Source organism: Flavobacteriales bacterium (assembly GCA_016700415.1).
Taxonomy (GTDB): Bacteria; Bacteroidota; Bacteroidia; order Flavobacteriales_F; family PHOS-HE28; genus PHOS-HE28.
The window spans coordinates 506,982-533,746 of the sequence record CP065018.1 but is presented as its reverse complement, the minus strand read 5'-3'; the positions used below and the strand labels follow the sequence as shown (position 1 = coordinate 533,746).

Here is a 26,765-nt window from a genome sequence, read left to right as displayed (position 1 = left end):
CTAATTTCCTTCATGGCCTTTGTCCATGAAAGAAGTTGCCACCGCAAGTTGGCTGTGCGGCTTGCCTATCTCCCCCCTCTCCCATTCTCCCTGATCTTTATCCGCACCCCTTGCTTCTGCAAGCGGTCCAGCGCGGCGGCGGCCAGCACATAGTTAGGCCGCATGCTGATGACGATCTGGTAGTTGGCGGCAGCGCTGTCCAGTTCGTTGCTGCGTTCCTCGGCGAGGCCGCGGTTGTACCAGGCGTCGGCATAGCCCGGCTCCAGTTCAATGGCCTTGCTGAAGTCCTTCTTGGCACCGGCGAGGTCGTGCTCGTGCTCCAAGCGGATGTAGCCGCTGTTGTACCAGGCCAGTGCATTGTTGGGATCGATGTCCATGATCTGCCGGTAGCAGTCCAGCGCCGAGCTGTCCTGGCCGTTCTCCTGGTGGTACATGCCTTTGTTGTACCACGCCTCAACGCTTCTTGGCCTCAGGCTGATAGCAGTGGCATAGTACTGCTCGGCGAGCGGGTCGTGCTTGGCAGCGCTGATCTTCCCCAACATGATATAGGCCGGATAATCCTCCGCGTTCTGCTCCACCGCGGTGCGGAAGCTGCTCAAGGCCAGCGCCGTGTCGCCGGTCTCCATGTGGATCCAGCCCTTGAGGAAGTAGCCGTGCGCGGCGTGTTGGTCCTGACGCAAGGCCTCGTTCACCATGGTCATGCTCTTGGCGTAGTTGCGCAGCACCAGCTGGATCTCGGCCTGCTTCAGCAAAGCTGAGGTGTTGGAAGGGTCCAGCTTCGCGGCTTTCTCGAATTGGGCCTGTGCCTTGGCCACTTGGGTGGTCCGGTAGTACAGGTCCCCGAGGCGCAGGTGGCGGTCCACGTCATTACTGTCCAAGCGGATGGCGCGTTCCATGTCACGTTGCGCTGCGGTCAGACTGTCCACCGAAAGGAAGAGTTCCGCACGCTGGTCGTAGAGGTTGGCCCTGCCGGGGTCTGTCACGATCCGGGCGTTGATGGAATCCATGGACGCGGTGAAGGGGTCCTGTGCTTCTACGGGGGCTGGTGCTGTGCCTGTGCTCGATCCTCCGCATGCGAAAAGCATTACAAGGACGGAAATGCATAGCATGGTACTCGCGACACGCGAGTACCGATGCACTTGCGACACGTGAGCGCTTGCCATGGTAAAAAGCATGGCACTCGCGGCACGCGAGCACTGACTGTTGGAATAGTTGATGGGTCCGGCCATGATGAGATGATCCCCGCGCCGGTGGTGCTTTTTGCACTCCGGTCGCGGGGGTCAAAAGTAAACCCGGTGATGCCGCCCGCCAGGTATGGAACGGGGTACGCCGGGAATGGATCAGGCAACGGGCAAGGCTGCCGGGGTCATGGCCTCTTTGATGCGCTTTTCCAGTTCATCGCAGAGCTCGGCGTTGTCGTCCAGGAGCTGGCGCACGCCATCGCGTCCTTGACCGAGCTTGGTCTCATCGTAGGAGAACCAGCTGCCGCTCTTCTTGATGATGCCCAGTTCCACGCCCATGTCGATGATCTCGCCGGTCTTGCTGATACCCTTGCCGTAAAGGATGTCGAACTCGGTCTTGCGGAACGGTGGTGCCACTTTGTTCTTCACCACCTTCACCTTGGTGCGGTTGCCCAGCACGTTCTCCCCGTCCTTGATCTGGCTGGAACGGCGGATGTCCAAGCGGATGGATGCATAAAACTTCAGTGCGTGGCCGCCGGTGGTGGTCTCGGGGTTGCCGAACATCACACCGATCTTTTCGCGGAGCTGGTTGATGAAAATGCAGCAACAGCCCGTCTTGCTGATGGTGCCGGTGAGCTTGCGCAGGGCCTTGCTCATCAGGCGGGCCTGCATGCCCACGACACTGTCGCCCATCTCGCCCTCGATCTCCGCGCGCGGGGTGAGCGCTGCCACGCTGTCCACCACTAAGATGTCGATGGCGCCGGAGCGGATCAGGTTGTCGGCGATCTCCAAAGCCTGCTCACCGTTGTCCGGTTGGCTGATCAGCAGGTTCTCCGTGTCCACACCTAAGGCCTCGGCATAGGAACGGTCGAAGGCGTGCTCCGCGTCGATGATGGCCGCGATGCCGCCGTTGCGTTGGCATTCCGCGATGGCATGGATGGCCAAGGTGGTCTTACCGCTGCTCTCCGGACCGTAGATCTCCACCACGCGGCCTTTGGGATAGCCGCCCACGCCGAGCGCGAGGTCCAGTCCGATGGAGCCCGAGGGGATCACCTCCACCTTCTCGATGGCGTCATCGCCCATCCGCATCACCGCGCCCTTGCCGAAGGATTTCTCCATCTTGTCCATCGTCAGCTGCAATGCCTTCAGCTTGTCCTTGTTGATCTCGGTTGCCATGTTATCGTGTTGTTGTGGTTTCGTGGTAAAGTGTTGTGCGTTGACCGGTTGCGGGTTACGGGTTATCCTGTTCCGGGTTGGTCAGTTGGCGGGTTGCGTGTTTCTATTTTCAGCTTTCAAATTTCAGCTTTCCCTTTACTCTCTTCGAGCACTTGTGCCGCGTGGTCTTTTGTGCGCACATCGTTGATGATGCGCTCTATGACACCGTTCCCGTCGATCAGGAAGGTGGTACGTAGGATGCCGTCGTATTCACGGCCCATGAATTTCTTGCGGCCCCATACCCCGTAGGCGTTCGCGGCTACTTTGTCCGGATCGGCGAGCAGGCGGAAAGGCAGGTCGTACTTGTCCGCGAACTTATTGTGCTTGGTGGCTTTGTCCGGGCTTACGCCGAGCACTTCGTAGCCGGCCTTTCGCAGCGCCGCATGTTCATCGCGCAGGCTGCAGGCTTCGGCGGTACAGCCGGGTGTGTCATCCTTCGGGTAGAAGTAAAGGACCAGCTTCCGCCCCGCGAAGTCCGCGAGCGTGACCGGCTTCCCGTCCTGATCGATCCCGCTGAACGCGGGTGCTATGTCGCCGGTTTTCAAGGTGGTCATGGCCCTATGCTCGATTGACGATATATCCGTCAGATGAATGACGTGCAATTAAGCACATTGCGAATGATTGACCAAATGAGCCACCCGAAAAAGTTTTGAACAGGTCGGTTTTTTACACCTTACCCATCAGGTCATCGTAACTTTTTTCGACGACGAACAAGGCTAAATGCCCTACAAAATGGGGATATTCACAGATGAGTCCTTGACAAAAGGGGACGGATGCCAAAATATTTGCCCCCTTCGATCAAAAAAATGAACAAGGCTTCGATCATTCAATCTTTCACCCCAACGCAAATGAGGAACACCAGACCCGATTCGTTTATCCGGCAAGCCATGACGCTGATCATGGTCCTCGCGATGGTCCTTCAAGGCCATGCACAACTCGCCCGGACGCAGGCGATGCTTTCAAAGGATGTGCAGCATGACCACCATGACGACCTCTCAGGTCTGCTCAATGAGCATGACAAGGAGATCCACTTCATGGAGAACAAGGGGCAGTTCAGCTCTCCGGTGCTGTATCGTGCCGATCTGCCCATGGGGCAAGCGGTAGCCACGAGTTCCGGCATGGTGATCACCGCCTTCGATCCCGTTTCGATCGCGCAATTCCAATTGGACGGCGTTGCATTCGAAAAAGAGATCCAGGAAGGCTTGCCACATCGTGATCCCGTCAGAAACAAAAAAGGCCATAGTTGGAAGCTGAGCTTTCAAGGTGCTTCACCGGGCATGAAGGTGGAAAGCCGCAAAAGCCATGAAGTCATTTCCAACTACTTCCTCGGTGCGGTCTCGGCCTTGGACGTACACAGCTATCAGGAGGTGTGGTACAACAACACGTATCGCGGCATTGATGTGCGTTACTACCCGGCCGAGGACGGGTCGCTCGAGTACGACATCATCTGCAAGCCGGGCAGCGACCCCAAGCAAGTGGCCATTCAATTTGAAGGCATTGACCAGATCCGGGTCAACACAAAGGGCGAACTGGTGTTGAACACCAGCTTGGGAGAACTCTCTTATCCGGCCCCGGTGGTCTATCAGCGCGTAAATGGCAAGGAGCACACCGTGCAGGCCGCTTACAAAGTGGAGGGGAAAAACACCCTTCGCTTTGAACTGGGCGCCTATGACAAGAACGAAAGCTTGGTGATCGATCCGATCGCCCTGCGTTGGGCCACTTGGATGAACACCAACTCCGGCTCGGACAACCATGGACACTGCATTTGGGTGGATCCCACGGACCAGGCCATTTACGTGGTGTCGCGCGTTAGCGGTGGCACCGACCAGATCACCCCGGGTGCATTTGACACGACGGAGAATGGAAGCTATGACATGGTGGTGGGAAAATACTTGGAACCCGCCACTATCGGCGGCAGCGGCAGCCGTGTATGGCAGACCTACATTGGGGGAAATGGTATTGAAAACCCCTATGCCATGGAGCAAGGCGCTGACGGAAATCTGTACATCACCGGTTACACGGCCAGCACGAACTTCCCCCTGATCGGCGGCTCAGCCTTCTCCGGCAGCAGCGTGAACCAACAATCCCAATCCGGGGATGACGTCTACGTGGTGAAGATCAACACCGACGGCAACTCGATCAAGTCGGCCGTAGTGGGCGGCAATGGAACGGACAGCGCATTCGACCTCCGCCTCACTCCCAATGGGGACGTGATCATCGGCGGGAACACCACCAGCACCACCTTGGCCACCGTCAATAGCGGCAGTGGCGCCTCCAACACGAATTCCGGGGGCAACGACGTGCTCCTGTTCCGCATCAATGGGGATCTTTCGGCCCTTCAGTGGATGCGGAACTACGGCGGCTCAAGCGATGACCTGGCGCAGATCATGCTTTATGAGCCGACCTCCGGCGACATTTTCCTAGGTGGCCGGACCAAGAGCTCCAACTTCCCTACCCTTAGCCCCCGTCAAGCCACTCTCGGTGGCACTGAGGCCGGCTTCCTCCAGCGCGTGTCGGGGAGCGGCACCACCTTGTGGTCCTCCTACTTCCAGGCAGCCAGCAGCAAGAGCTTGGCCATTTTATGCATGTCCATGAACACTACTGGTAGTGAGATCTTCTTCGGAGGGGTCACTTCGGGACTGGCCTCCAGCAACACTTCTTCCAGCGGCACATATGACAACAGCTACAACGGAGGAAGCAACGACCTGTTCATCGCCCGGATGGACTTAAACCAGAACTTCCTCGGAAGCACCTATATCGGTGGTTCCGACAATGAGGTGAACATGATGGGCTTGAACACGGACCTTAACAATGATGTTTATGTGTTCGGCTACACCAACAGCACCAACTTCCCGGTAAGCTCGGGACCGAACGTGCCCTTGCAGGCCACCAACAATGGCTCCAACGACAAGGTTTTCCTGAAGCTGAGCACTGACCTTTCCACGCTCAATTTCAGCACTTACTACGGCGGAACGGGTGATGACTACGATCCAGTGGGTGAGCGTGGCATCAAATTCAGCAACTGCCGCATCTACACCATTGTGACCTCCAAGTCGAACAACATCCCCCTTACCCAAGGAGCCCTGAACACCACCAAGCTCAGCAGCGACTACGAGCCTGGCATTGTGGTATGGGCCAACCCGCCCGACCTGTTGGGGAACACCATTACCGGCAACCAGAACGTTTGTGCGGGCTCGGTCCCCGGGGACATCACCGGCAGCACTCCGGCCTATTCACTGCCCACGGTGGTCCGCAACAACAGTGCGTCCAGCTACCCGTCCTTGGGCTCTGCGACCACTTTTCAATGGCAGATCAGCAGCGACAGCCTGATATGGAGCGACATCAGCGGCGCCACTGCGCAAGACCTTCCCGGCTCCATGATCGGCGTGGTGAACGCCAAGACCTTCATCCGCCGGATCATCGGTGGTGATGCATGCATCCTCGCAGGTGCCGCGGACCAGGTGGTGACGGTAAAACTGATCGAAGCGAGCGGCACGGTGACGAATGTTTCCTGCAACGGTGCCGCCGACGGATCCATCACCGCGTCCTCCACGGGTGTTGGGCCTTTCATCTATTCATGGAGCAATGGTGGCTCAGGCGCTACGATCAGCAACCTGGCCCCCGGCCCATACACGGTGCAGGTGACGGACAACAATGGGTGCCAAGCCTCGCACACATTCACGGTTTCACAACCAGCTGTCCTTTCCGGCTTGATCAACGGGGTGAACGCGACCTGCAACAACAGTGATGGATCGGCCAGCGTGAACATCAGCGGAGGCACCTCGTCGTACACCTATCTCTGGAGCGAGGGAAGCACCGGTGCATCGGTGAACAACCTGGCTCCCGGGCCCTACTACGTTGACGTTACCGATGCGCATGGATGCACGGCCCATATCACTGTAACGATCGGTTCCAGTGGAACGCCGAACGTGGACGCCGGCCCCGCGAAGACGATCACCTGCACGACCGGATCGCAGGTAACTCTGAACGGCTCATCGAGCACCAGTGGTGTGGCCTTCGCATGGACCGCCAGCGGAGGTGGTCATATCGTGAGCGGTGCCAACTCGGCCACCCCGACGGTGGACGCGGCCGGCACCTACACCCTCACGGTGACCGTGGTGCAGACCGGATGCAGCAGCAACGCCACGACTTCGGTGGCCATGAACACGACGGCACCGAACGCAAGCGCGACCGCCAGCGGCGAATTGACCTGCGCAGTGACCAGCATTACGCTCAACGGAGGAAGCACTACCTCTGGCGTGACCTTCAGCTGGAGCGGACCCGGTGGGTTCACTAGCAGCATGGAAGACCCAACTGTATCGGCTCCCGGAAGCTATGTGCTTACCGTGACCGATCCCGTCAACGGTTGTTCCGCAACGGCCACCGCAGTAGTGGGCCAGAACATCACTGCCCCCGGCGCACAAGCCGCTGGCGGAACGCTCAACTGCAACGTCAGCTCGATCACCCTGCAAGGCACTGGCAACGGAACCTTCGCTTGGACCGGACCCAACGGATTCACCAGCAGCTTGCAGAACCCGGTCGTGACCGAGGCCGGCAACTACGTCCTCGTGGTCACCGGCACCAACGGTTGCACCAGCACCGCAAACGCTGATGTGATCTTGGATAACGTGGTTCCCGGCGCACAGGCCGCTGGCGGAACGCTCAACTGCAACGTCAGTTCGATCACCCTGCAAGGCACCGGCAACGGCAGCTTCGCTTGGACCGGCCCCAACGGATTCACGAGCAGCTTGCAGAACCCTGTGGTCACCGAGGCTGGCAACTACGTCCTCGTGGTCACCGGCACCAACGGCTGCACCAGCACCGCTAACGCTGATGTGATCTTGGATAACGTGGTTCCCGGTGCACAAGCCGCTGGCGGAACGCTCAACTGCAACGTCAGCTCGATCACCTTGCAAGGCACCGGCAACGGAACCTTCGCATGGACCGGACCCAACGGCTTTACCAGCAGCTTGCAGAACCCGGTCGTGACCGAGGCCGGCAACTACGTCCTCGTGGTCACCGGCACCAACGGTTGCACCAGCACCGCAAACGCTGATGTGATCTTGGATAACGTGGTTCCCGGCGCACAGGCCGCTGGCGGAACGCTCAACTGCAACGTCAGTTCGATCACCCTGCAAGGCACCGGCAACGGCAGCTTCGCTTGGACCGGCCCCAACGGCTTTACCAGCAGCTTGCAGAACCCTGTGGTCACCGAGGCTGGCAACTACGTCCTCGTGGTCACCGGCACCAACGGTTGCACCAGCACCGCAAACGCTGATGTGATCTTGGATAACGTGGTTCCCGGCGCACAGGCCGCTGGCGGAACGCTCAACTGCAACGTCAGCTCGATCACCTTGCAAGGCACCGGAAACGGCAGCTTCGCTTGGACCGGACCCAACGGCTTTACCAGCAGCTTGCAGAACCCTGTGGTAACGGAGGCTGGCAACTACGTCCTCGTGGTCACCGGCACCAACGGCTGCACCAGCACCGCCAACGCGGATGTGATCCTCGATAGCACTGCCCCCGGTGCACAAGCCGCTGGCGGAACGCTCAACTGTAACGTCAGCTCGATCACCTTGCAAGGCACCGGCAACGGTAGCTTCGCTTGGACCGGACCCAACGGCTTTACCAGCAGCTTGCAGAATCCTGTGGTAACGGAGGCTGGCAACTACGTCCTCGTGGTCACCGGTACCAACGGCTGCACCAGCACTGCCAACGCGGATGTGATCCTGGATAACGTGGTTCCCGGTGCACAAGCCGCTGGCGGAACGCTCAACTGTAACGTCAGCTCGATCACCTTGCAAGGCACCGGCAACGGAACCTTCGCGTGGAGCGGGCCCAACGGCTTTACCAGCAGCTTGCAGAATCCTGTGGTAACGGAGGCTGGCAACTACGTCCTCGTGGTTACCGGCACCAACGGCTGCACCAGCACTGCCAACGCTGATGTGATCCTGGATAACGTGGTTCCCGGTGCACAAGCCACCGGCGGAACGCTTAACTGCAACGTCAGCTCGATCACCTTGCAAGGCACCGGCAACGGAACCTTCGCATGGACCGGACCCAACGGATTCACCAGCAGTGTGCAGAACCCCGTGGTCACGGAGGCTGGCAACTACGTCCTCGTGGTCACCGGCACCAACGGTTGCACCAGCACCGCGAACGCTGATGTGATCCTCGATAGCAGTGCCCCTGGTGCACAAGCCACCGGCGGAACGCTCAACTGCAACGTCAGTTCGATCACCCTGCAAGGCACCGGCAACGGAACCTTCGCTTGGACCGGCCCCAACGGATTCACCAGCAGCTTGCAGAATCCTGTTGTGACAGAGGCCGGGACCTACAACCTCACCGTGACGGGCACCAACGGTTGCAGGAGCACGGCCACAGCTGATGTGATCCTGGACGGAACCGTCCCCGGCGCACAGGCCGCTGGCGGAACGCTCAACTGTAACGTCAGCTCGATCACCTTGCAAGGCACCGGCAACGGCAGCTTCGCGTGGAGCGGGCCCAACGGCTTTACCAGCAGCTTGCAGAATCCTGTGGTAACGGAGGCTGGCAACTACGTCCTCGTGGTCACCGGCACCAACGGCTGCACCAGCACTGCCAACGCGGATGTGATCCTGGATAACGTGGTTCCCGGTGCACAAGCCGCTGGCGGAACGCTCAACTGCAACGTCAGCTCGATCACCTTGCAAGGCACCGGCAACGGTAGCTTCGCGTGGACCGGACCCAACGGCTTTACCAGCAGCTTGCAGAATCCTGTTGTGACAGAGGCCGGGACCTACAACCTCACCGTGACGGGCACCAACGGTTGCAGGAGCACGGCCACAGCTGATGTGATCCTGGACGGAACCGTCCCCGGCGCACAGGCCGCTGGCGGAACGCTCAACTGTAACGTCAGCTCGATCACCTTGCAAGGCACCGGCAACGGCAGCTTCGCGTGGAGCGGGCCCAACGGCTTTACCAGCAGCTTGCAGAATCCTGTGGTAACGGAGGCTGGCAACTACGTCCTCGTGGTCACCGGCACCAACGGCTGCACCAGCACTGCCAACGCGGATGTGATCCTGGATAACGTGGTTCCCGGTGCACAAGCCGCTGGCGGAACGCTTAACTGCAACGTCAGCTCGATCACCTTGCAAGGCACCGGCAACGGAACCTTCGCTTGGACCGGACCCAACGGATTCACCAGCAGCTTGCAGAACCCGACAGTTGGCACCGCCGGTACGTACACCTTAACGGTGACCGGAAGCAACGGCTGCACCAGCACGGCAACGGCTGAAGTGGAACAGGATGGAACCGTCCCCGGCGCACAGGCCGCTGGCGGAACGCTCAACTGTAACGTCAGCTCGATCACCTTGCAAGGCACCGGCAACGGCAGCTTCGCTTGGACCGGACCCAACGGCTTTACCAGCAGCTTGCAGAACCCGACAGTTGGCACCGCCGGTACGTACACCTTAACGGTGACCGGAAGCAACGGCTGCACCAGCACGGCAACGGCTGAAGTGGAACAGGACGGAACCGTCCCCGGCGCACAGGCCGCTGGCGGAACGCTTAACTGCAACGTCAGCTCGATCACCTTGCAAGGCACCGGCAACGGAACCTTCGCATGGACCGGACCCAACGGATTCACCAGCAGCTTGCAGAACCCGACAGTTGGCACCGCCGGTACGTACACCTTAACGGTGACCGGAAGCAACGGCTGCACCAGCACGGCAACGGCTGAAGTGGAACAGGACGGAACCGTCCCCGGCGCACAGGCCGCTGGCGGAACGCTCAACTGTAACGTCAGCTCGATCACCCTGCAAGGCACTGGCAACGGCAGCTTCGCTTGGACCGGACCCAACGGCTTTACCAGCAGCTTGCAGAATCCTGTGGTAACGGAGGCTGGCAACTACGTCCTCGTGGTCACCGGCACCAACGGTTGCACCAGCACCGATAACGCTGATGTGATCCTGGATAACGTGGTTCCCGGTGCACAAGCCGCTGGCGGAACGCTCAACTGCAACGTCAGCTCGATCACCTTGCAAGGCACCGGCAACGGCAGCTTCGCTTGGACCGGACCCAACGGATTCACCAGCAGCTTGCAGAATCCTGTGGTAACGGAGGCTGGCACGTACGCCCTCACGGTGACGGGAAGCAACGGTTGCCAGAGCACGGCAACGGCTACTGTACATGCCGATAGCAATGCACCTGGAGCCACAGCCACCGGCGGTACCCTCACCTGCGCCGCTACAACTGTTACGCTCAACGGTGGAAGCACTTCCTCCGGAGCAACCTTCAGCTGGAGCGGACCTGGTGGGTTCACCAGCAGCATGGAAGACCCGACGGTATCGGCCATCGGCAGCTACGTGCTCACCGTGACCGATCCTCTCAACGGTTGTTCCGCCACGGCCACCGCCATGGTGGACCAGATCATCACCCCGCCAGGCGCACAAGCATCCGGTGGCATGATCGATTGCACCACGCATACGGTGACCCTGCACGGTTATGGCAACGGCACCTTCGCATGGAGCGGTCCGAACGGCTTCAGCAGCACTCAGCAAAACCCCGAGGTTGCCGATGCCGGAACCTATACCTTGGTGGTGACCGGAGCCAATGGCTGCACCAGCACGGCCACGGCACAGGCCCTTCCGCAGGATTGTGGAGGCTGCGAGGCGCCGATCATCATCGACTGCGGCCCGGCCGTGATCAATGTGGAATGCGGAAGTTCCTTAGACCCGGATGATATCGGAACTCCCATCACCAGGAAGGACCCCGACTGCCCGTTGGTGGATTACTTCAACTACTACGACGAATTCAGCGGCATCTGCCCGATCACCGTCACGCGTCATTGGACCTTCCGCGACGTGGAGGGGAATGAGGAGACCTGCACCCAGACCATCTTGGTCACGGACACCCAGGACCCCGTGCTGATGAACGTTCCTGCCGACATCACCGTGGAATGTGATAAGGTTCCTTTCCAGCCCAAGGACGTCTGGGCGTCGGATTGCAAGAACGACCTCACCGTACATGTGGAGGACGTAATGATCCCCGGACCGGATGAAAGCAGCTATACGGTCGAGCGGACTTTCACCGCCACCGATGCCTGTGGCAACACAGCTTCCGCTACACAGGTGATCACAGTGATCGGTTGCAAAACGGAATGTGAAGCACCGATCATCATCTCCTGCGCTCCTGCAGTCACCACTGTGGAATGCGGTGCTTCCATCGACCCGGAGGACATCGGCATCCCCATCACACGCAAGAACCCGGATTGCCCGCTGGTGAACTTCTTCACCTATGAGGACATTACCAGCGGCATCTGCCCCGTGACGGTGACACGCACGTGGACCTTCAGGGACGAGGACAACAATGAGGAGAACTGCGTCCAGATGATCTACATCACCGATAACCAAGCGCCGGTGCTGAGCTGTGTGTCTTCCGAAGTGACCGTGGATTGCAATTCGATCCCGGTTGCAGATAAGTGCTCGGCCACGGACAACTGCGACATGGACGTGGAGGTGAACATGAGCGAGGAGACCGGTAAGGGCGACTGCGAAAGCGGTTACACCATCACCAGGACCTATACCGCGATGGACGCATGCGGGAATACCGCCAGCACCACGCAGGTGATCCACGTGATGGGCGACGGTGAAGCAGCACCGCTGAACCAGCACGCCACTGCGGACGCCGTGGTCATCGACAAGGTACAGGTTGCCCCGAACCCCTTCCGACATGAGAGCATGATCAGCTTTACCAGCGAGGCCCATGGCCGTGCCACGGTGATCGTGATGGACATGCTCGGCCACAACGTCGCCACCCTCTTCGACGGCGAGGTGGAAAAAGGTACCAAGGTGGCCTTGGCATTCAAGCCTGAAAGCACAAGTGGCGGCCTCTTCTTCTACCGCATCATGCTGAACGGCAAAGAAGCAACAGGCAAGATCATGTACAGGCCCTGATCTTCTTGATATCCATTGATGAAAGCCCTCGCCATCAGCGGGGGCTTTCGTCAATGGGTCTGTTCAGGATCTCTTGGGCATGGGGTAATTTCGCACTCCCCCGAACATGGAAACCACCCCGCTCGCTGAACGGATGCGCCCTGCCACCCTCGATGAGATCGTGGGCCAAGGGCATCTGGTGGGCCCGGAAGGCATCATCCGGAAAGCCATCGCCGGCAAGATCCTGCCGAGCATGATCCTCTGGGGGCCGCCCGGAGTGGGAAAAACCACCATGGCCCGCCTGCTGGCAAAGGAACTCGACAGGCCGTTCCACACGCTGAGCGCGATCAGCAGCGGGGTGAAGGATATCCGGGAGGTGATCGCCAAGGCCGGGGGAGGCGGTTTGTTTTCCCGCAGCGCGGTGCTCTTCATCGACGAGATCCACCGCTTCAGCAAAGCACAACAGGATTCGCTCTTAGGCGCGGTAGAGAAAGGCGTGGTCACATTGATCGGTGCCACCACGGAAAACCCCTCCTTCGAGGTGATCGGCGCGCTGCTCTCGCGTTCACAGGTCTATGTGCTGAAACCCCTTACGGTGGAAGACCTCACCGGACTGCTCCGCCGTGCGATGCGGGAGGATACCGAGTTAAAGCAGAAGCACATCGAGATCAAGGAAACGGACGCATTGATGCGGGCCAGCGGCGGTGATGCTCGCAGGCTGCTGAACACGTTCGAGCTATGTGTCCGGGCAGGAAAACCCGAGCATCGGGACAGTGCTGGAAAGCCGACCATCGTGATCACCGATGAGCTGGTCCATGAGGTGGTCCAGACCACGGCCGCACGATATGACAAACAGGGCGAACAGCATTACGACATCGTCAGTGCCTTCATCAAGAGCATGCGTGGCAGCGACCCGAACGCCGCCGTGTATTGGCTGGCACGGATGGTGGAAGGCGGGGAAGACCCGCTCTTCATTGCCCGGCGGATGTTGATCTTGGCCAGTGAGGACATCGGGAATGCTGACCCGAACGCTTTGCTGATGGCCACCACCGCCATGCAGGCGGCGCAGATGATCGGCTGGCCTGAAAGCCGGATCGTACTCTCCCAATGCGCCGTGTATCTGGCCTGCGCGCCTAAGAGCAACGCTAGCTACCTCGCCATCGGTGCCGCCCAGGAGCTGGTAAAGCAAAAAGGGGATCTCCCGGTGCCCATCCATTTGCGCAATGCACCGACCAAACTGATGAAGGAACTTGGACATGGGAAGGACTACCAATACAGTCATGATGCCCCGGGACATTTCAGCGAGCAAGAGTTCCTCCCCGAGGAATTGAGCGGGACCACACTCTACAACCCGGGTGATAACCGCAGGGAGCAAGGGTTCGCCGCCTACTTGAAGCAAGTTTGGGGAACCAAGTACGGTAGTTGACCAGTATTTAATGCACACGCTCCGCTTCCATGAAGCTGCGGTGCATGTCATAGATGAGGCCAAGGCTCACCATCAAGCCCCCGATGGCCTGCTCGAACACCTGCCACAACGCGTCCACCACCACGTGCTGTAGACCGTGGCTCGCAAAAGAAAGCCCGGACATGAAAATGACCAAGTAGATAACGACCCCGGCGCAAGCACCCGCGATCATGCACTTCAGGGGGAAGCCGGACTTCAAGGAGATCCATTCTCGGCCAATGCCAATGTGCATCAACGTCACCAACCCAAGGCCGATCACCAAATAGGCAAGCCCGGAAAGCACGAGATAAGTTGAAAGATCGATCTTCAACTCCGAAATGTCCGTCAACGCAAGGCCATGCCAGACATAGGAGATGCCGTACATCACCGTTGCGCTCAACAGCCAAGGAAAAAGTATGCGTCGTTTTAGCAATACCACCGGGCTTTTACCCTTGCGGCAAATTTAAGCTCCAAAGCCAGAGCAAGTCCACCGAAAGAACCTTGTCACCTACCTTTCCCACCATGAGCGGCCTCCCCTCCAGATCTCTGTTCGCATGCGTGCTCTGCGCGGCGGCGGCCCTTTCCGGCTGTCAGAAGGACCCCGCACCGCCCCAATGGGACTTGGAGCTTTTGGCACCGTTGGCCAAAACCACGTTGACCATCGGGGACATTGTGCCCGACAGCATTCTTACCACCGACCAACAGGGCAACGTGAATATTCTCTATTCCAGTGCACTGTTCGCACTTTCCTTGGACACGGTGCTCACCGCCCCGGACACCAGTTTCCGATATGCCTATGCCCTGCCCTTCCCCGGACCGATCCAATTCCAACCCGGTGCCACCTTCAATACAAACGACGATGTGACCCGCTTCGACATCGATGACCTCCAACTCACGCAATTGCAAGTGCGCAGCGGGCAGGTGGACGTCGCAATCACCAACATGATGAACGGCCAGATCATCGGGGACTTCGCCTTGCCCGGCGCCTCCCTGAACGGCATTCCGTTCTCCATCGTTCAGCATTTGCCTCCGGGTACGCCCGCGTCGCCCAGCGTGGCCAGCAGCAGCAGGCCGTTGGACGGCTACGTCTTTGACATGCGCGGTCCTTCGTTCGACCAAGTGAACTCGTTGGCCACACATATCAGCTACTCCAATGCCCCTGACGGCACGATCATTTCCATAACCGATCAAGACAGCTTGCTGGCGCTGGTGAGCTATCACGACATCATACCCCAATATGCCACGGGTTCCTTCGGGACACGGACGATCGCGGTGGACCCCTCCTCCACCGATCTCGACCTCTTCAACAACATCAGCGGAATTTTGGACCTGGACCAAGTGACCGCCCGGCTGAAGATCCGTAACGGCATCGGTGTGGATGCCCGGGCGAACATCCACTATTTGCGATCGGTGAACAACAATACCGGCAACACGGTTGATTTGACGCATGCCATCACATCCGGTCCCGTGAACATCGACCGGGCATTGGACCTGGGCGGAATGTTCCAATCGGCATTGAACACGTTCAACCTTGACCAAGGCAACAGCAATATCGACCTCTTCATCGAAAACCTGCCAAGCCGGGTGGACTATGCCTTGGACATCACCATCAACCCGCTTGGTGACATCAGCAATGGCCATGATTTCCTCTACCACGACAGCAAGCTCTCCGCCGACCTGGAGATAGACATCCCATTGAACCTGATCGCCACGGACCTCACGCTGCGCAAGACCGTGGCCTTGGACCTGCCGGGCAATGCGGACGGTCATGCATGGCGAAGCGGCACCTTGCACCTGTTCGTGGACAATGGCTTCCCGTTCAGCGCGGCCATTGAGCTGGCCATCGTGGATGAAGCGGACCAAGTACTCACCGTCCTATATCCCGGAGGAGCCGTCTCTTCGGGCATCTTGGGCAGTGATGGGACCGTCTCCGCGAGCGTCTCCAGCCGCCTGGATTTCGACGTATCATCAGACCAAATGGACCTGCTTCAAGCCATCGGAAAAGTGCGGATCTCGGCCATCTTCAATACGGCGGATCAATCCCAACACATACAGTTACACAGTGATTACCGGATGGATCTGCAGCTGACCGTTGGCGCCAACTACACGGTGAACGGCGATGAATAGGTGCTGGCATCTGCTTCCCATTCTGTTCCCGATCCTCGTCTCGGCCCAGCAGGACTCCCTCCCGCTTCCGATCATGACCGATGGACACCGGTTCACCATGGTGGTTTCAGCCGGCTTTGATTCGAACGTGCTCCGAAATGATCTGGTGACCGGGATCTACTTTGGGGGGGCCTTGAGCAGCGAAGTGCGCCAACGCACATTGGACAACATGGGGAATGCCAACCGGGCAGGTTATGAACTGGGCGGCATGGCCACCTATGCGTGGGGGGACAAATTTTTCGGCCGCACCGGATGGATGCCGCGCTTCAGTCTGGCTTACCAAAGTGTAATGGGCATCCGTTTTACCACGGATGTCTATGCCCTTTCCTTTTTTGGGAATGCGGGCTATGAGGACCTCACCGCACACCTTGGTCCCAGTGCGTTCGAGCAGGTCACGTATCAAACCTTCGGGCTCGGTGTGGAGGACAGGAATTCCGGGTCCTTCGTGGAACTGGCCGTGGTGAACGGACAGGCGTTGAACGCCGGGCAAATTGAAAAGGCCGATCTCTACACGGCGCCTTTCGGGAGGCTCCTTGAACTTCAACTTAACGGGGAATACCATCGGAGCGATACGGCACGGAACGGTTTCAACAAGGGGATCGGTGCGGCCATCAACGTGCAGTGGCGGCACAGGTTCCAACTCTTCCGGTCCACGGCCGTGTTCTCTTTGGGCGTTACCGACTTGGGATTCATCGCTTGGAACGACAACGCTCTTTCCGTCACGAAGGATTCCACCATACGCTATGAGGGCATAGAGGTCGAGGACATTCTGGACCTGGACGGGTTGTTAGTGAACAAAACGACCTTGCAGGACAGCCTCGGGCTTGGATATTCCAAGGGGAGCTTCATGCGGGCGTTGCCTGCACGGGTCGAAGCCCGGCTTGGAGCCGGTAAGTTCCACAAGCGATCCAACTTCCATGGAATGCAGCCTTATGAACTATCGGTAGACTACCGCTACCTGCCCGGCTATCTGCCTCATGCCACGATCGTGCGCAACCTGGTGTTTGCGAAGTGCATGGCCGTTTCGATCGGTGCCGGGTACGGCGGGTTCGGGGACTTCCGCGCTTCGGCGGGCTTGATAAGCATGCTTGGCAAACACTTCCGCATCGGCCTGCATACGCCCAATGCCATCGGGCTCTTCTCCAATGAGTTCAGCGGCAAGGCCCTTGCGCTGAACATTGAGGCTGCGTGGTGAACTTATCGGACCTCCGCCAAAGCCTCGCTCTCGTAGGTGGAGCGGGTGCAGCTTGAACCGTCCTTGAAATAGAACGTGCCGCTGTACTTCCGGATCACCTTGCGGTATTCCGTTCGCGTGGCACCGCGTTCCAGCCGCACCACGGTCACCACTTGGTTGGGCTCCACGATCACGTCCTGATGGCGTACGATGGCAATGGGCGTAGCCTCGAATTTGGGCCGGGGTTCCTCGGAAACACGGGCCAAAGCAGGCTCCACAGGCGATCGCTCCTCAGCGATGCGCGGGGCTGTTGGGCTGCGCCCTTCGTTGTTCTCTCGTGGTTTTGCGATCGCACGTGCCACGGCGGCAGCGCGCGGTTTCGGCACTTTGCGTATTTCCTTTTCCACAATGGGCGGCGGCGCCACTGGCTTGGGTTCAGGTTTCACTTCAGCGGTCCGGGCCTGTTGAGCTTCGCGTGCCGCAGCTTCCTGCTTGGCTTGTGCTTTGGCGTCTTCTTTTGCCTTGGCTGTTGCTTCCTTTTGGGTTTGGGCATCCGCTTTGGCCTTATCCTTTTCCTCCTGCTCCTTGCGCTTGGCCGCCTCGGCCAGCTCGCGCTCTTCCTCCTGCTGCTTCCGCGCGACTTCGGCCTGGGCTGCCTCCAAAGCGCTTTGTATGCTTTTCGTGTAGTCCGTGTCGTAGTCGAAGTCGCCCAGCCTCTCATCAAACCGGATCATGCCCACCGGTTGGTTGAAGACGACCGTATTCATGCCGTCATATTGCTTGAATAAGGAGACCACGAAGTCGAACGGAGTGAATCCGATCAGCGATGCAGAGGCCGGGGCGTTCGTATTGAAGGACAACTTCTTGGTGACGAAACCGGGCTTTTCGAAGGAAAGCACATAGTTCTTGCTCAACTCCAGTTCCAGGCTGAACTTATTCAGGTCGGCGGAGATGGTCTTGAATTTTTCCCCGTCGCGGTACACCACCATCTTGCAACCGTCCAGCCCGCCACCGTCCACTTTCAGCCGGCCGTTGATAACGAACCGGCCCTGCGACATGCCGATGGCCGAAATGGCCATGGCCAGCATGAACGACAGGGTCCGCAGGGCAGGAAGAGTGCGGCGAAGGCTCATCGGGACCGATCAGGAGGCCAGCAGCGCAGTGGAGATGAGGCCCTTGGCCAGCAGGGTGGCCACTAATCCCATGACCAGGACCGCGGCCATCACCAATGTGCGCATGGCCACGTTGTTATTCGGCTTTTTCATTTTCCGGATGGTTTTGCCCTTCATTACGAAGCCACCATACCGGAGGTTTCATGCAGTACAGTTGAAACCGCGCCTCCTCTCCTGCGTATGAACGGCCAGATATGATGAAAACGCTGCTCTTTCCAGCCATGCTTCTCCTGACCCAAGTGTCCATGGCACAGGAGCCGGTCGCGGCGTCCGGCGCGGATATCGACGCCCTTTTCCATAAAGGGGAGCAGGCGTACAACAACGGTGGCTATGCGAAGGCCGTCGACATATACACGGAAGTCCTCGCGGCGGACCCGGAATACCTCAACGCTTATCTCCAACGCGGTTTCTGCCATAGCCTGCAGCGTGAATACGACGCTGCCATCGCCGACTTCACCTCTGTGATCGAGCGCAAGAAGGACCACTTGTGGGCCTACACCAGCCGGGGCAGTGCGTATGGCAAACTGGGCAAGCAGGACCTCGCCATCCAGGATTTCAACACAGTGCTTCAATTGGACCCCGAAGATCAGGAAGCCTACAACAACCGCGGCTGGGCCCAAAAGGCCCAAGGCAATACCAAAGGGGCCTGCGCGGACTGGTTGAAAAGCAAGAAAATGGGTAACGCCGAAGCCAAGATCATCCTAAAGAACAACCGCTGCAAATGACACGATCCATCCTCCTTCTGTTCACAGTGACCTGGCTTTGTTCATCCACACAGGCCCAGGACCAGACCTATGCGGACTGCTTGGTGAAGGCTTCCAGCAGTTGGGGGCAACCTTGTGAGAAATGCGAGGACTATAAGGGTTTCAAGCGGGACTTCAGCGGCGTGTACCAGGTGGAACTGAAGAACATCTGCGGTGAGATGATGGAAGTGAAAGTGGCCATGGAAGACCAGAACGGAACGTGGAGGACATTTCCGGTAAAGACCCTTGAAGGAGGCGCGACCATGACCGCCTTCGCCTGCCACGGAACGGGCAAATACCTCTACTGGGCCAGGCGGGTGAACGATACCGAGATCATCCTCCCGAGCGATGGTGAGATCGTAAGCGTCTATCAAGGAAAGTAGGCGGCGGCTCTGATCCGCCGGCGCGCATCGCTCCCGATGCCATGATCGTGGAGTCCATCCACGTTCGGCTGTTCACAGAATTCTTTTCGGGGGTGGCCCCTTCGCTGCGGCGCGGCCTAATTTGGTCCGAGTGAACCGTGACCATGGCGCTGAAACACATGCACATCGACCGTACGGCAACATCGCCGGAGATCGAACTGGATCTGGAGCACGGAACCATTGATTTTATCGGTCGTTCCCTGCCGGCCAACAGCGAGCAGTTCTACGACCGCGTGTACCGCTGGTTGGAGGAATACCTCAAGCAGCCGAGGGAGCAGACCACGGTGAACATGCGGCTGGATTACTTGGATACCAGCAGCAGCAAGCACTTCTACAACATCTTCGACCGCCTTAGCGCCGTGAACGAGCACGGAAAGCAGGTGCAGGTGAACTGGCATTATGAGACCGGTGACGAAGAGATGGCCGAGACCGGGAAGGACTACCAAAGCTTGTTCCCGATGAGTTTCAACTTCATCGAGGTGAGGGATCTTTTTTGAGGTTGGTCGAGGGTGGTCTACCACAAAGGACGCCAAGAACACGAAGCAGGAAGGCTGGGCGTTTCCCGCCGTTCGGGCGAAAGCATTTGACGCAATTCGCGCGCGAGCGTTCACGCTCTTGTGGTCCTCAAAACTATGGTGAGCCTCACACCACCCCCGCCGAATCCACTTCCTCCATCACCTTGCCCATCTCCGTCAACGCCACGATGATGCGCTGGTAGTGCCGCAGGTCATCGAAGGTGAGGGTGCGGCCGTGGCGGTCCTTCAGCCATTTCTGCGCGGGCTGGTAGCCGCCGATATAGAAGTTCCTTGCGGCCTCGGGCACGCCATCGAAGTGCTTTTCGTCGTTGATCCACACGCGGCCCACAGATGCGTCACTCCGGGCTGTCATCCCGGGCATGACCCGAGACGGAGGCCCGGAGGCTTCCCAGCCAATGCTCTTCTTGCTCATCTTTCGCGTGACGGCGTTGCCGCCCACGGGATGGTTGGGATGTACGGTATCGATGCCCTCCCATTCCAGCAGTGCAGTTGGCGCAGCGTGGGAAAGCTCCGACCGGATGAACATGGAACGTGAAACCGCTGATGACATTGGGTGAGCTTTACTCCACCACGAATTTCGCCCCCGCCAGCCAAGTATGCGCATCGCTCAAATGCAGCGCGTAAGTACCAGCGGCAAAGTGCCCCACATCCAGCTCCACCTCATCCGGCGCGCTTGATGGAACTTGCTCCTGCAACACCACCTGCCCACTTAGGCTTGTAACGGTAAGCGTAAGCGGCCCGCTGGTAGTGAGCTTGGGCGGCAGCTCTATGCCCACATGCAATAACCCATGCACCGGGTTGGGGTAGAGGTGCAACGCACTTGTAAGGTTGGTGACCTGCTCGGTAATGCCGGTAATGCCATCGCAGCCCGGCACTACGCAGCCCATGCTGTCCACCTTCACCACCCAAGTGTCCTGGGAATGGCCCGGTGGGTAGGGGGCGTTCACCGGGTTGTAGGCCACCCCGGCGGCAATGCAGCCGTTATCCGCCGTGGGGAGCACATCAAAGAAACGCCCTTGGCCCTCTTCCACATCGGCATCGTAGTAAAAGTAGTTGCGCATCCACAGGCTGTCGCCATCGCTCGTGGTGCGTATTAAAAGACCTTGTTGAGGGCCCTCACTATAACTGACACCGGCAAGAATGATGTCCGAATTTGAAAATTGCTTTGCGGCAAAGAGTGTCGTGCTGTAATGGGGAACACCATAAAGGTGAGAGTTTAGTACATCCCCATTGGCTGTATCAATGAAAGCCAAATAGGGGGTCATAAATACATTTGAATTGGCAGCCCATGCTCCTGCCAGGACCAACCGACCATCTTCCAAATGAAGTATTGTAGGTTCGGGTTCCTCGAACGGGCTTCCAAAGCGATTGGTCCATATTACCGTTCCCTCGTTGTTGATCTTGGTGATCCAAAAATCGACGCTATTGGAAGTTGAAGTAGTGACACCTGACAGAACAAAGCCGTTCGGTACTAATGCGATGCAAGCTAAGTCCTCGTCCAACGCGCCAAGCCCATAGGTGTGACGCCATGCTTCATTGCCGAGGCTGTCGGCCTTTAACGCAAAGCCATCGAAATGTGAACCTGTTGTTGGACCGGTGTAGCCACAAATGAGAAAACCACCATCCGGTGTTTGCTTCACTTGCGAGCCGATCCAAAAATCACCTATACTCCCGTATGAACGGGTCCAGAGAGTATCGCCGATAGCGGTCAAACGCATGAGGCGGGCTTTTACTATTTCCGTATAGTATTCACCACTGCTGCCACTGATCACGTAGCCGTCGTCCGCAGCAGTAGTATCGCAACAATCCGCCCAGCCCAAATAGATGGAATGGCCGGGAAGTTGAATTCGCTTTTCCAAGGTGAGGTTCCCCTCTTCATCCAAGCGTTGCAGGAGGGCAACGTAAACACCTACAATACTGTCCGGACCCAGCGTATCCGGTTCAAAACTCCCGGAGAACACCATCCAGCCGTTGCCTGCCGGCTCGATGTCCCAACCTTGTTCGTAGAAGCCAGCATTGTAAGCATCGTAGTGCCGGTTAAAGCCTTGGGCTTGTGCAAGTATTTGCACAAGCCCAAGGTACATAACCATCCAGATCTTGCGCAGCGTTTTAGCAGTCATCGGTTCATTGCAAGGCCAGCTTTACCTGCCCTGCACGAATTCCGTCCAGTTGGAGTTCCGCCAAATAAATTCCCGCTGCGGTAAAGCCGGGCTGGATCTCTGCAATGCCTGCTCCGTGGTCCAGCGCGATCTCTTTCACCAAGCGCCCGTTCAGGTCCCGAATGCTTAAACGAGCCCGATCCACTCCTTCCGGCACATTACACACCACATAAACCGGTCCGTCGGACGGATTGGGGTAGGCTTGTAGGAGCATCGGGGTTTGGGAGGTGCGGTTGCGCACGCGTCGCTGGTTTGTGCTGCGCTGCTCCGTTTCATCCGGCAGGATGATCACTTCATCCAGCGGATCAGCACCGGTTGCGCCTTGCAACCATGCGCTTGCTTGGGCGGAGCCAATGGTCCAACGGTCCGCAGCCAAGTCGGTGAGCCATTGTACTGTACCGGCGTCCAAGCTGTCATCTGGTGCATTCAGTTCGTGGTCCGCGTAGCGCTTCAACACCTCAAAAATCTCCGGGGTGGCGCTGGTGAGCTTCTCGGCCTCGGCCATGCTATACAAGGCGGGCATATCGCCCTTGGCGGCGTAGTAGCCGGCCAATACGCTGGCGCCGTCGTCCGCCGGTAGGCTGTCGTGCCAGAGCTTCAGGTATTCCATGGCGGTGCCCACGTCCGTTGTGTCCAACCAGCACAGGCGTCCCAGGTCCGTAAGGGCCTCGCCCTTATCGCCAGCATACTTGGCCATCTCGCTCTCCAATTGGCTCAGCACATTCACGTCCCCGCTTTGCGCGCTCACCACAAGGTTGTAGTAGAAATCGTCCAGTTCACTGTCGTAGCCCATCTTCGTCACCTCCGGCTGCAAAGGGCTGTTGGACACCAGTGCCTGAGTAAGCGGCCAGGGGTCCATGGCCGGTTCGCGGGCAAAGACCGCCTTCCACACGGCCGTGCTCACCTTGGGAGCCACGCTCTGCAGGGCGTTCCGCACCTGTGTGGAGCTGTGTCCGGGGTCCGCCACATAGCTTTCCAGCGTATAGGTATCGCCGTTGTCCTTGGTGGCATCGTAGGCGTCCTTGCTGTCCGCAAGGTCGGCATCCGCTGCGGCGGATTGCTGCATTTTTTCCAAGCGACCGTCGTTGTCAAAATTGTCGGGGCAGGCATCGGCGCGATCTTGTGGCCAATGCACTGGGGTAACCGCAGGTAACAAGTAATCTATATCGTAGTACTGCGGGATCCAAGGTTCGCTGGAACCATTGTGACCATGGCTGTAGTAGGTCACATAATTGGAAGCATTGCTCACGTCCCAATCACTTTCTGCCTCCCCCTCCAAGCTGAAGAGGTTGCCCGCCGGGGCGGTAATGATTGAAGGTCCGAGATACTTCCCCTGTGTCCTTTGTACAGTCGGTTCTTGCCCGGTAAGCGCCACATCAAAGCGGTTAGGCCCGTCAAATTGGCCGTATTCGTTGCACATAACTTCCAATCCGGTCAGGTAGTCTGCTTGGGCATTGGCGTTATCCCCCTCGATCAAGGAGCCCACACTGGCTGCGCTGATGAAATCATCGAACGTATTGTTGTAAAAGGTATTGTACTCCGGCCCACTGTCCTTGATCACCAAGCCTACCCGCGACTTCTGGTGTGAGCCGGTGGAGGTGAAGGCGTTGTTCTGGATCTTGTAGCCCGTGCATTGGTCGAGATAGGCTCCAAAAGGGGTTCCGAGCACATTGGGGTTCAAGTAGTCCACCACACTGAAGCTGTTGCGGGTAATACCGGCGTTGCGCACCCCGTCCGTGCGGATGCCGCGGGGGCAGTTGGTGAAGGTGGCCCTGTCCACGATGAAGGTCTTGTCCGGGGTCAACGCCGTGGCCGTAACCCCTTGGCCTAATTTGTCGAAGGTGCTGTTGATCAGGTTCTGCGGCGGGCAGGTCTGGCCGTAGGAAAGGAGGATGGTACACTTGGACCGGACGCTGAACGAGCTGTTGATGGACCGGATACCTGTGCCCACTTGGGTCATTCCGTGGAATACCTGGTCCGGTTGATAGACGCCGGCGAAGGAGCAACCCGTGTAGTTGATGCCCCGGACACCGTTCAAGTGGACATGGTCCCGCGGGCTGTTCCCATCATTCAGGAGCGCATCCTCGGCAAAGGCGCACCGGTCGAAGTAGCTGCGGTTGTTGAGGATGTGCGAGAAATCGTGGGGATCACGGTTCTCGAATTTGCGCATCACCACGTCGTACCGTTTGTTCTTGAACGTCATAAGGGAGGCACGGATGTAGCCGCCAGCGGACGATCCATGCATGGTCCCTGTGGGATCGTCGAAGGAGGCATCCCCGGTCAAGAGCGCCGCGCGGGCATTTTCAATGGTGGAGGCCGAGAGCGAGGCCATGCCCTGCGGCGAATTGTTGACAGGGTCTTGCGAGAGGTGCGAATCCCCCATCACTCTTATGCCGTCCCACATGCTGTTGGGGCATTGGGCGATGCTGGTGAGCCGGGCATTGCCATTCACGTCCAGTCGGCCTCCCTTGGCCACCACCAATTCCGTGGGGTGGTCCAACAACTGCTTGCTGTCCGCAAAACTGATCACGGCGTTGTTGTTGATGGTCAGGGTGGCACCCGGGTCCACGATGATCTTTCCATGGACGTTCATGTCCGAACTCCACGTGGTAGGGGAGGTGATGTGGTGTTCGTTGTTGGGGTCGAGCGCGGGGCTTCCGGCATAGTTGACCCTGGTCTGGCAGTCATTGAGCTCGGCCAGATAGAAATCATCGAAATTGTCGCTGGTGTTGCCGCTGACCACGAGGCCACCGTCATCGGTCTCGGAGATCTTGTACATGCACTCCTGCTTGCGCATGTTGGCGTAAGGGCACGCACCGGGCACGCCGGGGTGGGCATCGAACTGGGTTTGCCAGATCAGGTTCCCGGTTTCCGGGTCCAGTTTGGCCACATAGGCGTACGTGTTCCAGTAGTGATACAAACCTGTGGGGTCGTTCCCGCTTTCAGGGTTCGTGGAACCGTCGTAATCCCAATTCACCCCGGCTGCCTCATTCTCCGTTGTATTCGGCAGATCCGGATTCGCAAACCCGAAAGTGCCGTTGAGGCAAGCTTTCTGGGAGGGGCTGAAGTCGTCCCAACTGATCGGCAGGGACGGTAGGGTGAGGTCCGCACCGGAGAGCTTGGTCGAGACCAGAGCCACCTTTCCATCGGCGGTCGGGGTCATGTCGCTTTGCAGGTCATAGGCCCGTACCTCGCCCAGGTCCGTAGTCCACAGGAGGGTGCCATCCAAGTCAAGGCCATGAACGAGCAGTGTGGCCACGTTGGCCGAACCGCCATAAACGCTCCCTTCTGAAAAATTGCCCATGGTGGGCCAAACGATGTGGACGCCACCGGTCTCTGGCACGAACCCGCCGCCAGTTGAATTATTGGTGTAGTAGGTGCTGTTGGGATTGTGCAACCCTATGTTACATATAGGGTCCCCAAGGTCGGCGGTAAAATGCCTCCAAGGGAAATTGAAGCGGTCCGTTCCCGCATGGAGCAACATCCCGAAGGCTTGTGCGGGGATGCCTGAGCCGAGCGAATATCCGGTAATAAAGAGGTCCGTGCCTTGAACGTCGATGGAGATGAACTCGGCGACATTTCCCGCCGACCAATTCGCCGGGGTTCCGGGTGCGTAGGTATAGCGCTCCACCGGTGTTCCATCGTTGTCCAAGTATACCAACAAAGGGCGCAGACCTGCTACTCCGGTCGTTGTGGTCATGCCCACCGCACAGTATTTAATAGCGGTGCCAGGAATCGTGACGGCCACAATGTCCGTAAGGTAAGAACCAACATTCCAGTTGGTCTCCTGGTCGGTCCCCAGCTCTCCGTTGCACATGGTGGTCCAGATGATATGACCGTCGGAGCCGAGCTTCGACACATAGCCTTTCGTGCCGGCTGGTTGGGTAAAGTCACCGCAATCCACATCGTTCATGTCCAGACCGGCGATCCCGTTCAGCCCGATCACTGGGTTGTTCCCATCACCTGGATCCATAGCCCATGCATTGGTATAGGCGTTGCCCACCACGAGGAAATTGTTGTCCGCATCCTGAATGGCGTTCCGCAACAGGCCCGGCAAGAGGCATTTGCTCCACACCTCATGCCCATCAAGGTCATGCTTGGCCACATAGCCGACCCCTTCTCCCTTCCGGTGGTTTGATGTTTCGAACTCCCCGATATTAGGACCTCCATAAGTGACGGAGCTTGCACAACCAGTCGCACCGCGGAATGTCCAATTAGGCCAAGTGACATAACCCGCGGCCAAGATGCCCACGACATTAGCGCCGGAGCGGATGTTGCAATGCCCATAATACCAATCCTCACCGGATTGTTCCGGTGTTTGTGACGCACCGTAATTCTGGTCCACGCTAGGGGTATGCACCCACTCGGTTCCGTCGAAGCTGATATCGTTGTACGTGCCCGCGCCCGCCCGTTCATGCTCGGCACTGATCATGCGCCATTCCACCGTTGGCACGAGCGGAGATTGGGCCATGAGCGGCGAAGCCAATGGCAATGCCATGAGCACAAAGAGGAAGTCCTTCCTTCGCTGAAACTTCAGCTTATTGAAAAGAGTAGACCAGTTGCCGGACCTTGTTGTCAGAGGTGTGGGTATGTTGATCATGGGGGAAGGGTTGTGGGGTTTTCGCCACCGATATTAGGC

Annotated in this window: 15 protein-coding genes; 7 read left to right on the top strand and 8 right to left on the bottom strand. The window is 58.4% G+C overall.

All coding sequences use genetic code 11. The features are described from left to right. Positions 1 to 65: 65 nt before the first annotated feature. The 3 genes from IPP95_02135 to bcp all read right to left on the bottom strand — a co-directional run bounded on the left by IPP95_02135 (position 66) and on the right by bcp (position 2,950). Positions 66 to 1,007 carry a tetratricopeptide repeat protein gene (locus tag IPP95_02135; protein ID QQS73050.1) on the bottom strand — a complete coding sequence of 314 codons (942 nt, stop codon included), beginning with the start codon at positions 1,005 to 1,007 and terminating at the stop codon, positions 66 to 68. Between the two features lie 333 nt (positions 1,008 to 1,340). Next, on the bottom strand, positions 1,341 to 2,357 hold the full coding sequence (gene recA / locus IPP95_02130) for a recombinase RecA (GenBank protein ID QQS73049.1): 1,017 nt from the start codon (positions 2,355 to 2,357) through the stop codon (positions 1,341 to 1,343). Between the two features lie 116 nt (positions 2,358 to 2,473). After that, positions 2,474 to 2,950, bottom strand: a complete 477-nt coding sequence (gene bcp / locus IPP95_02125; protein QQS73048.1) for a thioredoxin-dependent thiol peroxidase — start codon at positions 2,948 to 2,950, stop codon at positions 2,474 to 2,476. A gap of 294 nt (positions 2,951 to 3,244) precedes the next feature. Here bcp and IPP95_02120 point away from each other — a divergent pair, with 294 nt between their 5' ends. Next, positions 3,245 to 12,331 (top strand): hypothetical protein, encoded by a 9,087-nt coding sequence (locus tag IPP95_02120; GenBank protein QQS73047.1) that lies wholly within the window; start codon positions 3,245 to 3,247, stop codon positions 12,329 to 12,331. A 106-nt stretch (positions 12,332 to 12,437) separates the two neighbouring features. After that, positions 12,438 to 13,736: a replication-associated recombination protein A gene (locus IPP95_02115; protein QQS73046.1), complete on the top strand. Its 1,299-nt coding sequence runs from the start codon at positions 12,438 to 12,440 to the stop codon at positions 13,734 to 13,736. Between the two features lie 7 nt (positions 13,737 to 13,743). Here IPP95_02115 and IPP95_02110 read toward each other — a convergent pair whose 3' ends face one another. Then, on the bottom strand, positions 13,744 to 14,154 hold the full coding sequence (locus IPP95_02110) for a hypothetical protein (GenBank protein QQS73045.1): 411 nt from the start codon (positions 14,152 to 14,154) through the stop codon (positions 13,744 to 13,746). A 122-nt stretch (positions 14,155 to 14,276) separates the two neighbouring features. Between IPP95_02110 and IPP95_02105 the strand changes: the two genes are divergently transcribed. Further along, positions 14,277 to 15,881 (top strand): hypothetical protein, encoded by a 1,605-nt coding sequence (locus IPP95_02105; protein QQS73044.1) that lies wholly within the window; start codon positions 14,277 to 14,279, stop codon positions 15,879 to 15,881. Positions 15,882 to 15,954: 73 nt separating this feature from the next. Beyond that, complete coding sequence (locus IPP95_02100; protein ID QQS73043.1) at positions 15,955 to 17,115, top strand: hypothetical protein; 1,161 nt, start codon at positions 15,955 to 15,957, stop codon at positions 17,113 to 17,115. 2 nt (positions 17,116 to 17,117) lie between these two features. Here the strand turns inward: IPP95_02100 and IPP95_02095 are convergent, their stop codons facing one another. After that, the gene (locus tag IPP95_02095) at positions 17,118 to 18,227 is read right to left on the bottom strand and encodes a hypothetical protein (GenBank protein QQS73042.1); all 1,110 of its coding nucleotides are present in this window, start codon (positions 18,225 to 18,227) and stop codon (positions 17,118 to 17,120) included. Between the two features lie 260 nt (positions 18,228 to 18,487). On the opposite strand from IPP95_02095, the gene IPP95_02090 reads away from it, so the two are divergent. The 3 genes from IPP95_02090 (at position 18,488) to IPP95_02080 (ending at position 19,928) form a co-directional block, all read left to right on the top strand. Then, positions 18,488 to 18,991, top strand: coding sequence for a tetratricopeptide repeat protein (locus tag IPP95_02090; protein ID QQS73041.1), 504 nt, complete (start codon positions 18,488 to 18,490; stop codon positions 18,989 to 18,991). After that, on the top strand, positions 18,988 to 19,392 hold the full coding sequence (locus IPP95_02085; protein ID QQS73040.1) for a hypothetical protein: 405 nt from the start codon (positions 18,988 to 18,990) through the stop codon (positions 19,390 to 19,392). Before IPP95_02090 ends, IPP95_02085 begins: the two co-directional genes overlap by 4 nt. Before the next feature lie 143 nt (positions 19,393 to 19,535). Next, positions 19,536 to 19,928: a DUF1987 domain-containing protein gene (locus IPP95_02080; protein ID QQS73039.1), complete on the top strand. Its 393-nt coding sequence runs from the start codon at positions 19,536 to 19,538 to the stop codon at positions 19,926 to 19,928. A gap of 145 nt (positions 19,929 to 20,073) precedes the next feature. On the opposite strand, the gene IPP95_02075 is transcribed toward IPP95_02080, so the two are convergent. Genes IPP95_02075 through IPP95_02065 form a run of 3 tightly spaced genes read right to left on the bottom strand, consistent with a single transcriptional unit; the run spans position 20,074 to position 26,726 of the window. Beyond that, a complete protein-coding gene (locus IPP95_02075; protein ID QQS73038.1) occupies positions 20,074 to 20,571 on the bottom strand; it encodes a hypothetical protein in 498 nt (165 codons plus the stop codon). Beyond that, entirely contained in the window at positions 20,528 to 22,051 is a 1,524-nt protein-coding gene (locus tag IPP95_02070; GenBank protein QQS73037.1) for a T9SS type A sorting domain-containing protein, read from the bottom strand. The genes IPP95_02075 and IPP95_02070 overlap by 44 nt, the downstream gene beginning before the upstream one ends. Positions 22,052 to 22,091: 40 nt before the next feature. After that, positions 22,092 to 26,726 carry a T9SS type A sorting domain-containing protein gene (locus IPP95_02065; protein ID QQS73036.1) on the bottom strand — a complete coding sequence of 1,545 codons (4,635 nt, stop codon included), beginning with the start codon at positions 26,724 to 26,726 and terminating at the stop codon, positions 22,092 to 22,094. Between the last annotated feature and the right edge of the window lie 39 nt (positions 26,727 to 26,765).

What these genes read in the sequence shown, in the direction of transcription:
- IPP95_02135 (QQS73050.1), bottom strand. Translation starts at nt 1,007, where the DNA reads ATGGATTCCATCAACGCCCGGATCGTGACAGACCCCGGCAGGGCCAAC.
- recA (QQS73049.1), bottom strand. Translation starts at nt 2,357, where the DNA reads ATGGCAACCGAGATCAACAAGGACAAGCTGAAGGCATTGCAGCTGACG.
- bcp (QQS73048.1), bottom strand. Translation starts at nt 2,950, where the DNA reads ATGACCACCTTGAAAACCGGCGACATAGCACCCGCGTTCAGCGGGATC.
- IPP95_02120 (QQS73047.1), top strand. Translation starts at nt 3,245, where the DNA reads ATGAGGAACACCAGACCCGATTCGTTTATCCGGCAAGCCATGACGCTG.
- IPP95_02115 (QQS73046.1), top strand. Translation starts at nt 12,438, where the DNA reads ATGGAAACCACCCCGCTCGCTGAACGGATGCGCCCTGCCACCCTCGAT.
- IPP95_02105 (QQS73044.1), top strand. Translation starts at nt 14,277, where the DNA reads ATGAGCGGCCTCCCCTCCAGATCTCTGTTCGCATGCGTGCTCTGCGCG.
- IPP95_02100 (QQS73043.1), top strand. Translation starts at nt 15,955, where the DNA reads ATGACCGATGGACACCGGTTCACCATGGTGGTTTCAGCCGGCTTTGAT.
- IPP95_02095 (QQS73042.1), bottom strand. Translation starts at nt 18,227, where the DNA reads ATGAGCCTTCGCCGCACTCTTCCTGCCCTGCGGACCCTGTCGTTCATG.
- IPP95_02090 (QQS73041.1), top strand. Translation starts at nt 18,488, where the DNA reads ATGCTTCTCCTGACCCAAGTGTCCATGGCACAGGAGCCGGTCGCGGCG.
- IPP95_02085 (QQS73040.1), top strand. Translation starts at nt 18,988, where the DNA reads ATGACACGATCCATCCTCCTTCTGTTCACAGTGACCTGGCTTTGTTCA.
- IPP95_02080 (QQS73039.1), top strand. Translation starts at nt 19,536, where the DNA reads ATGGCGCTGAAACACATGCACATCGACCGTACGGCAACATCGCCGGAG.
- IPP95_02075 (QQS73038.1), bottom strand. Translation starts at nt 20,571, where the DNA reads ATGCGCATACTTGGCTGGCGGGGGCGAAATTCGTGGTGGAGTAAAGCT.
- IPP95_02070 (QQS73037.1), bottom strand. Translation starts at nt 22,051, where the DNA reads ATGTACCTTGGGCTTGTGCAAATACTTGCACAAGCCCAAGGCTTTAAC.
- IPP95_02065 (QQS73036.1), bottom strand. Translation starts at nt 26,726, where the DNA reads ATGATCAACATACCCACACCTCTGACAACAAGGTCCGGCAACTGGTCT.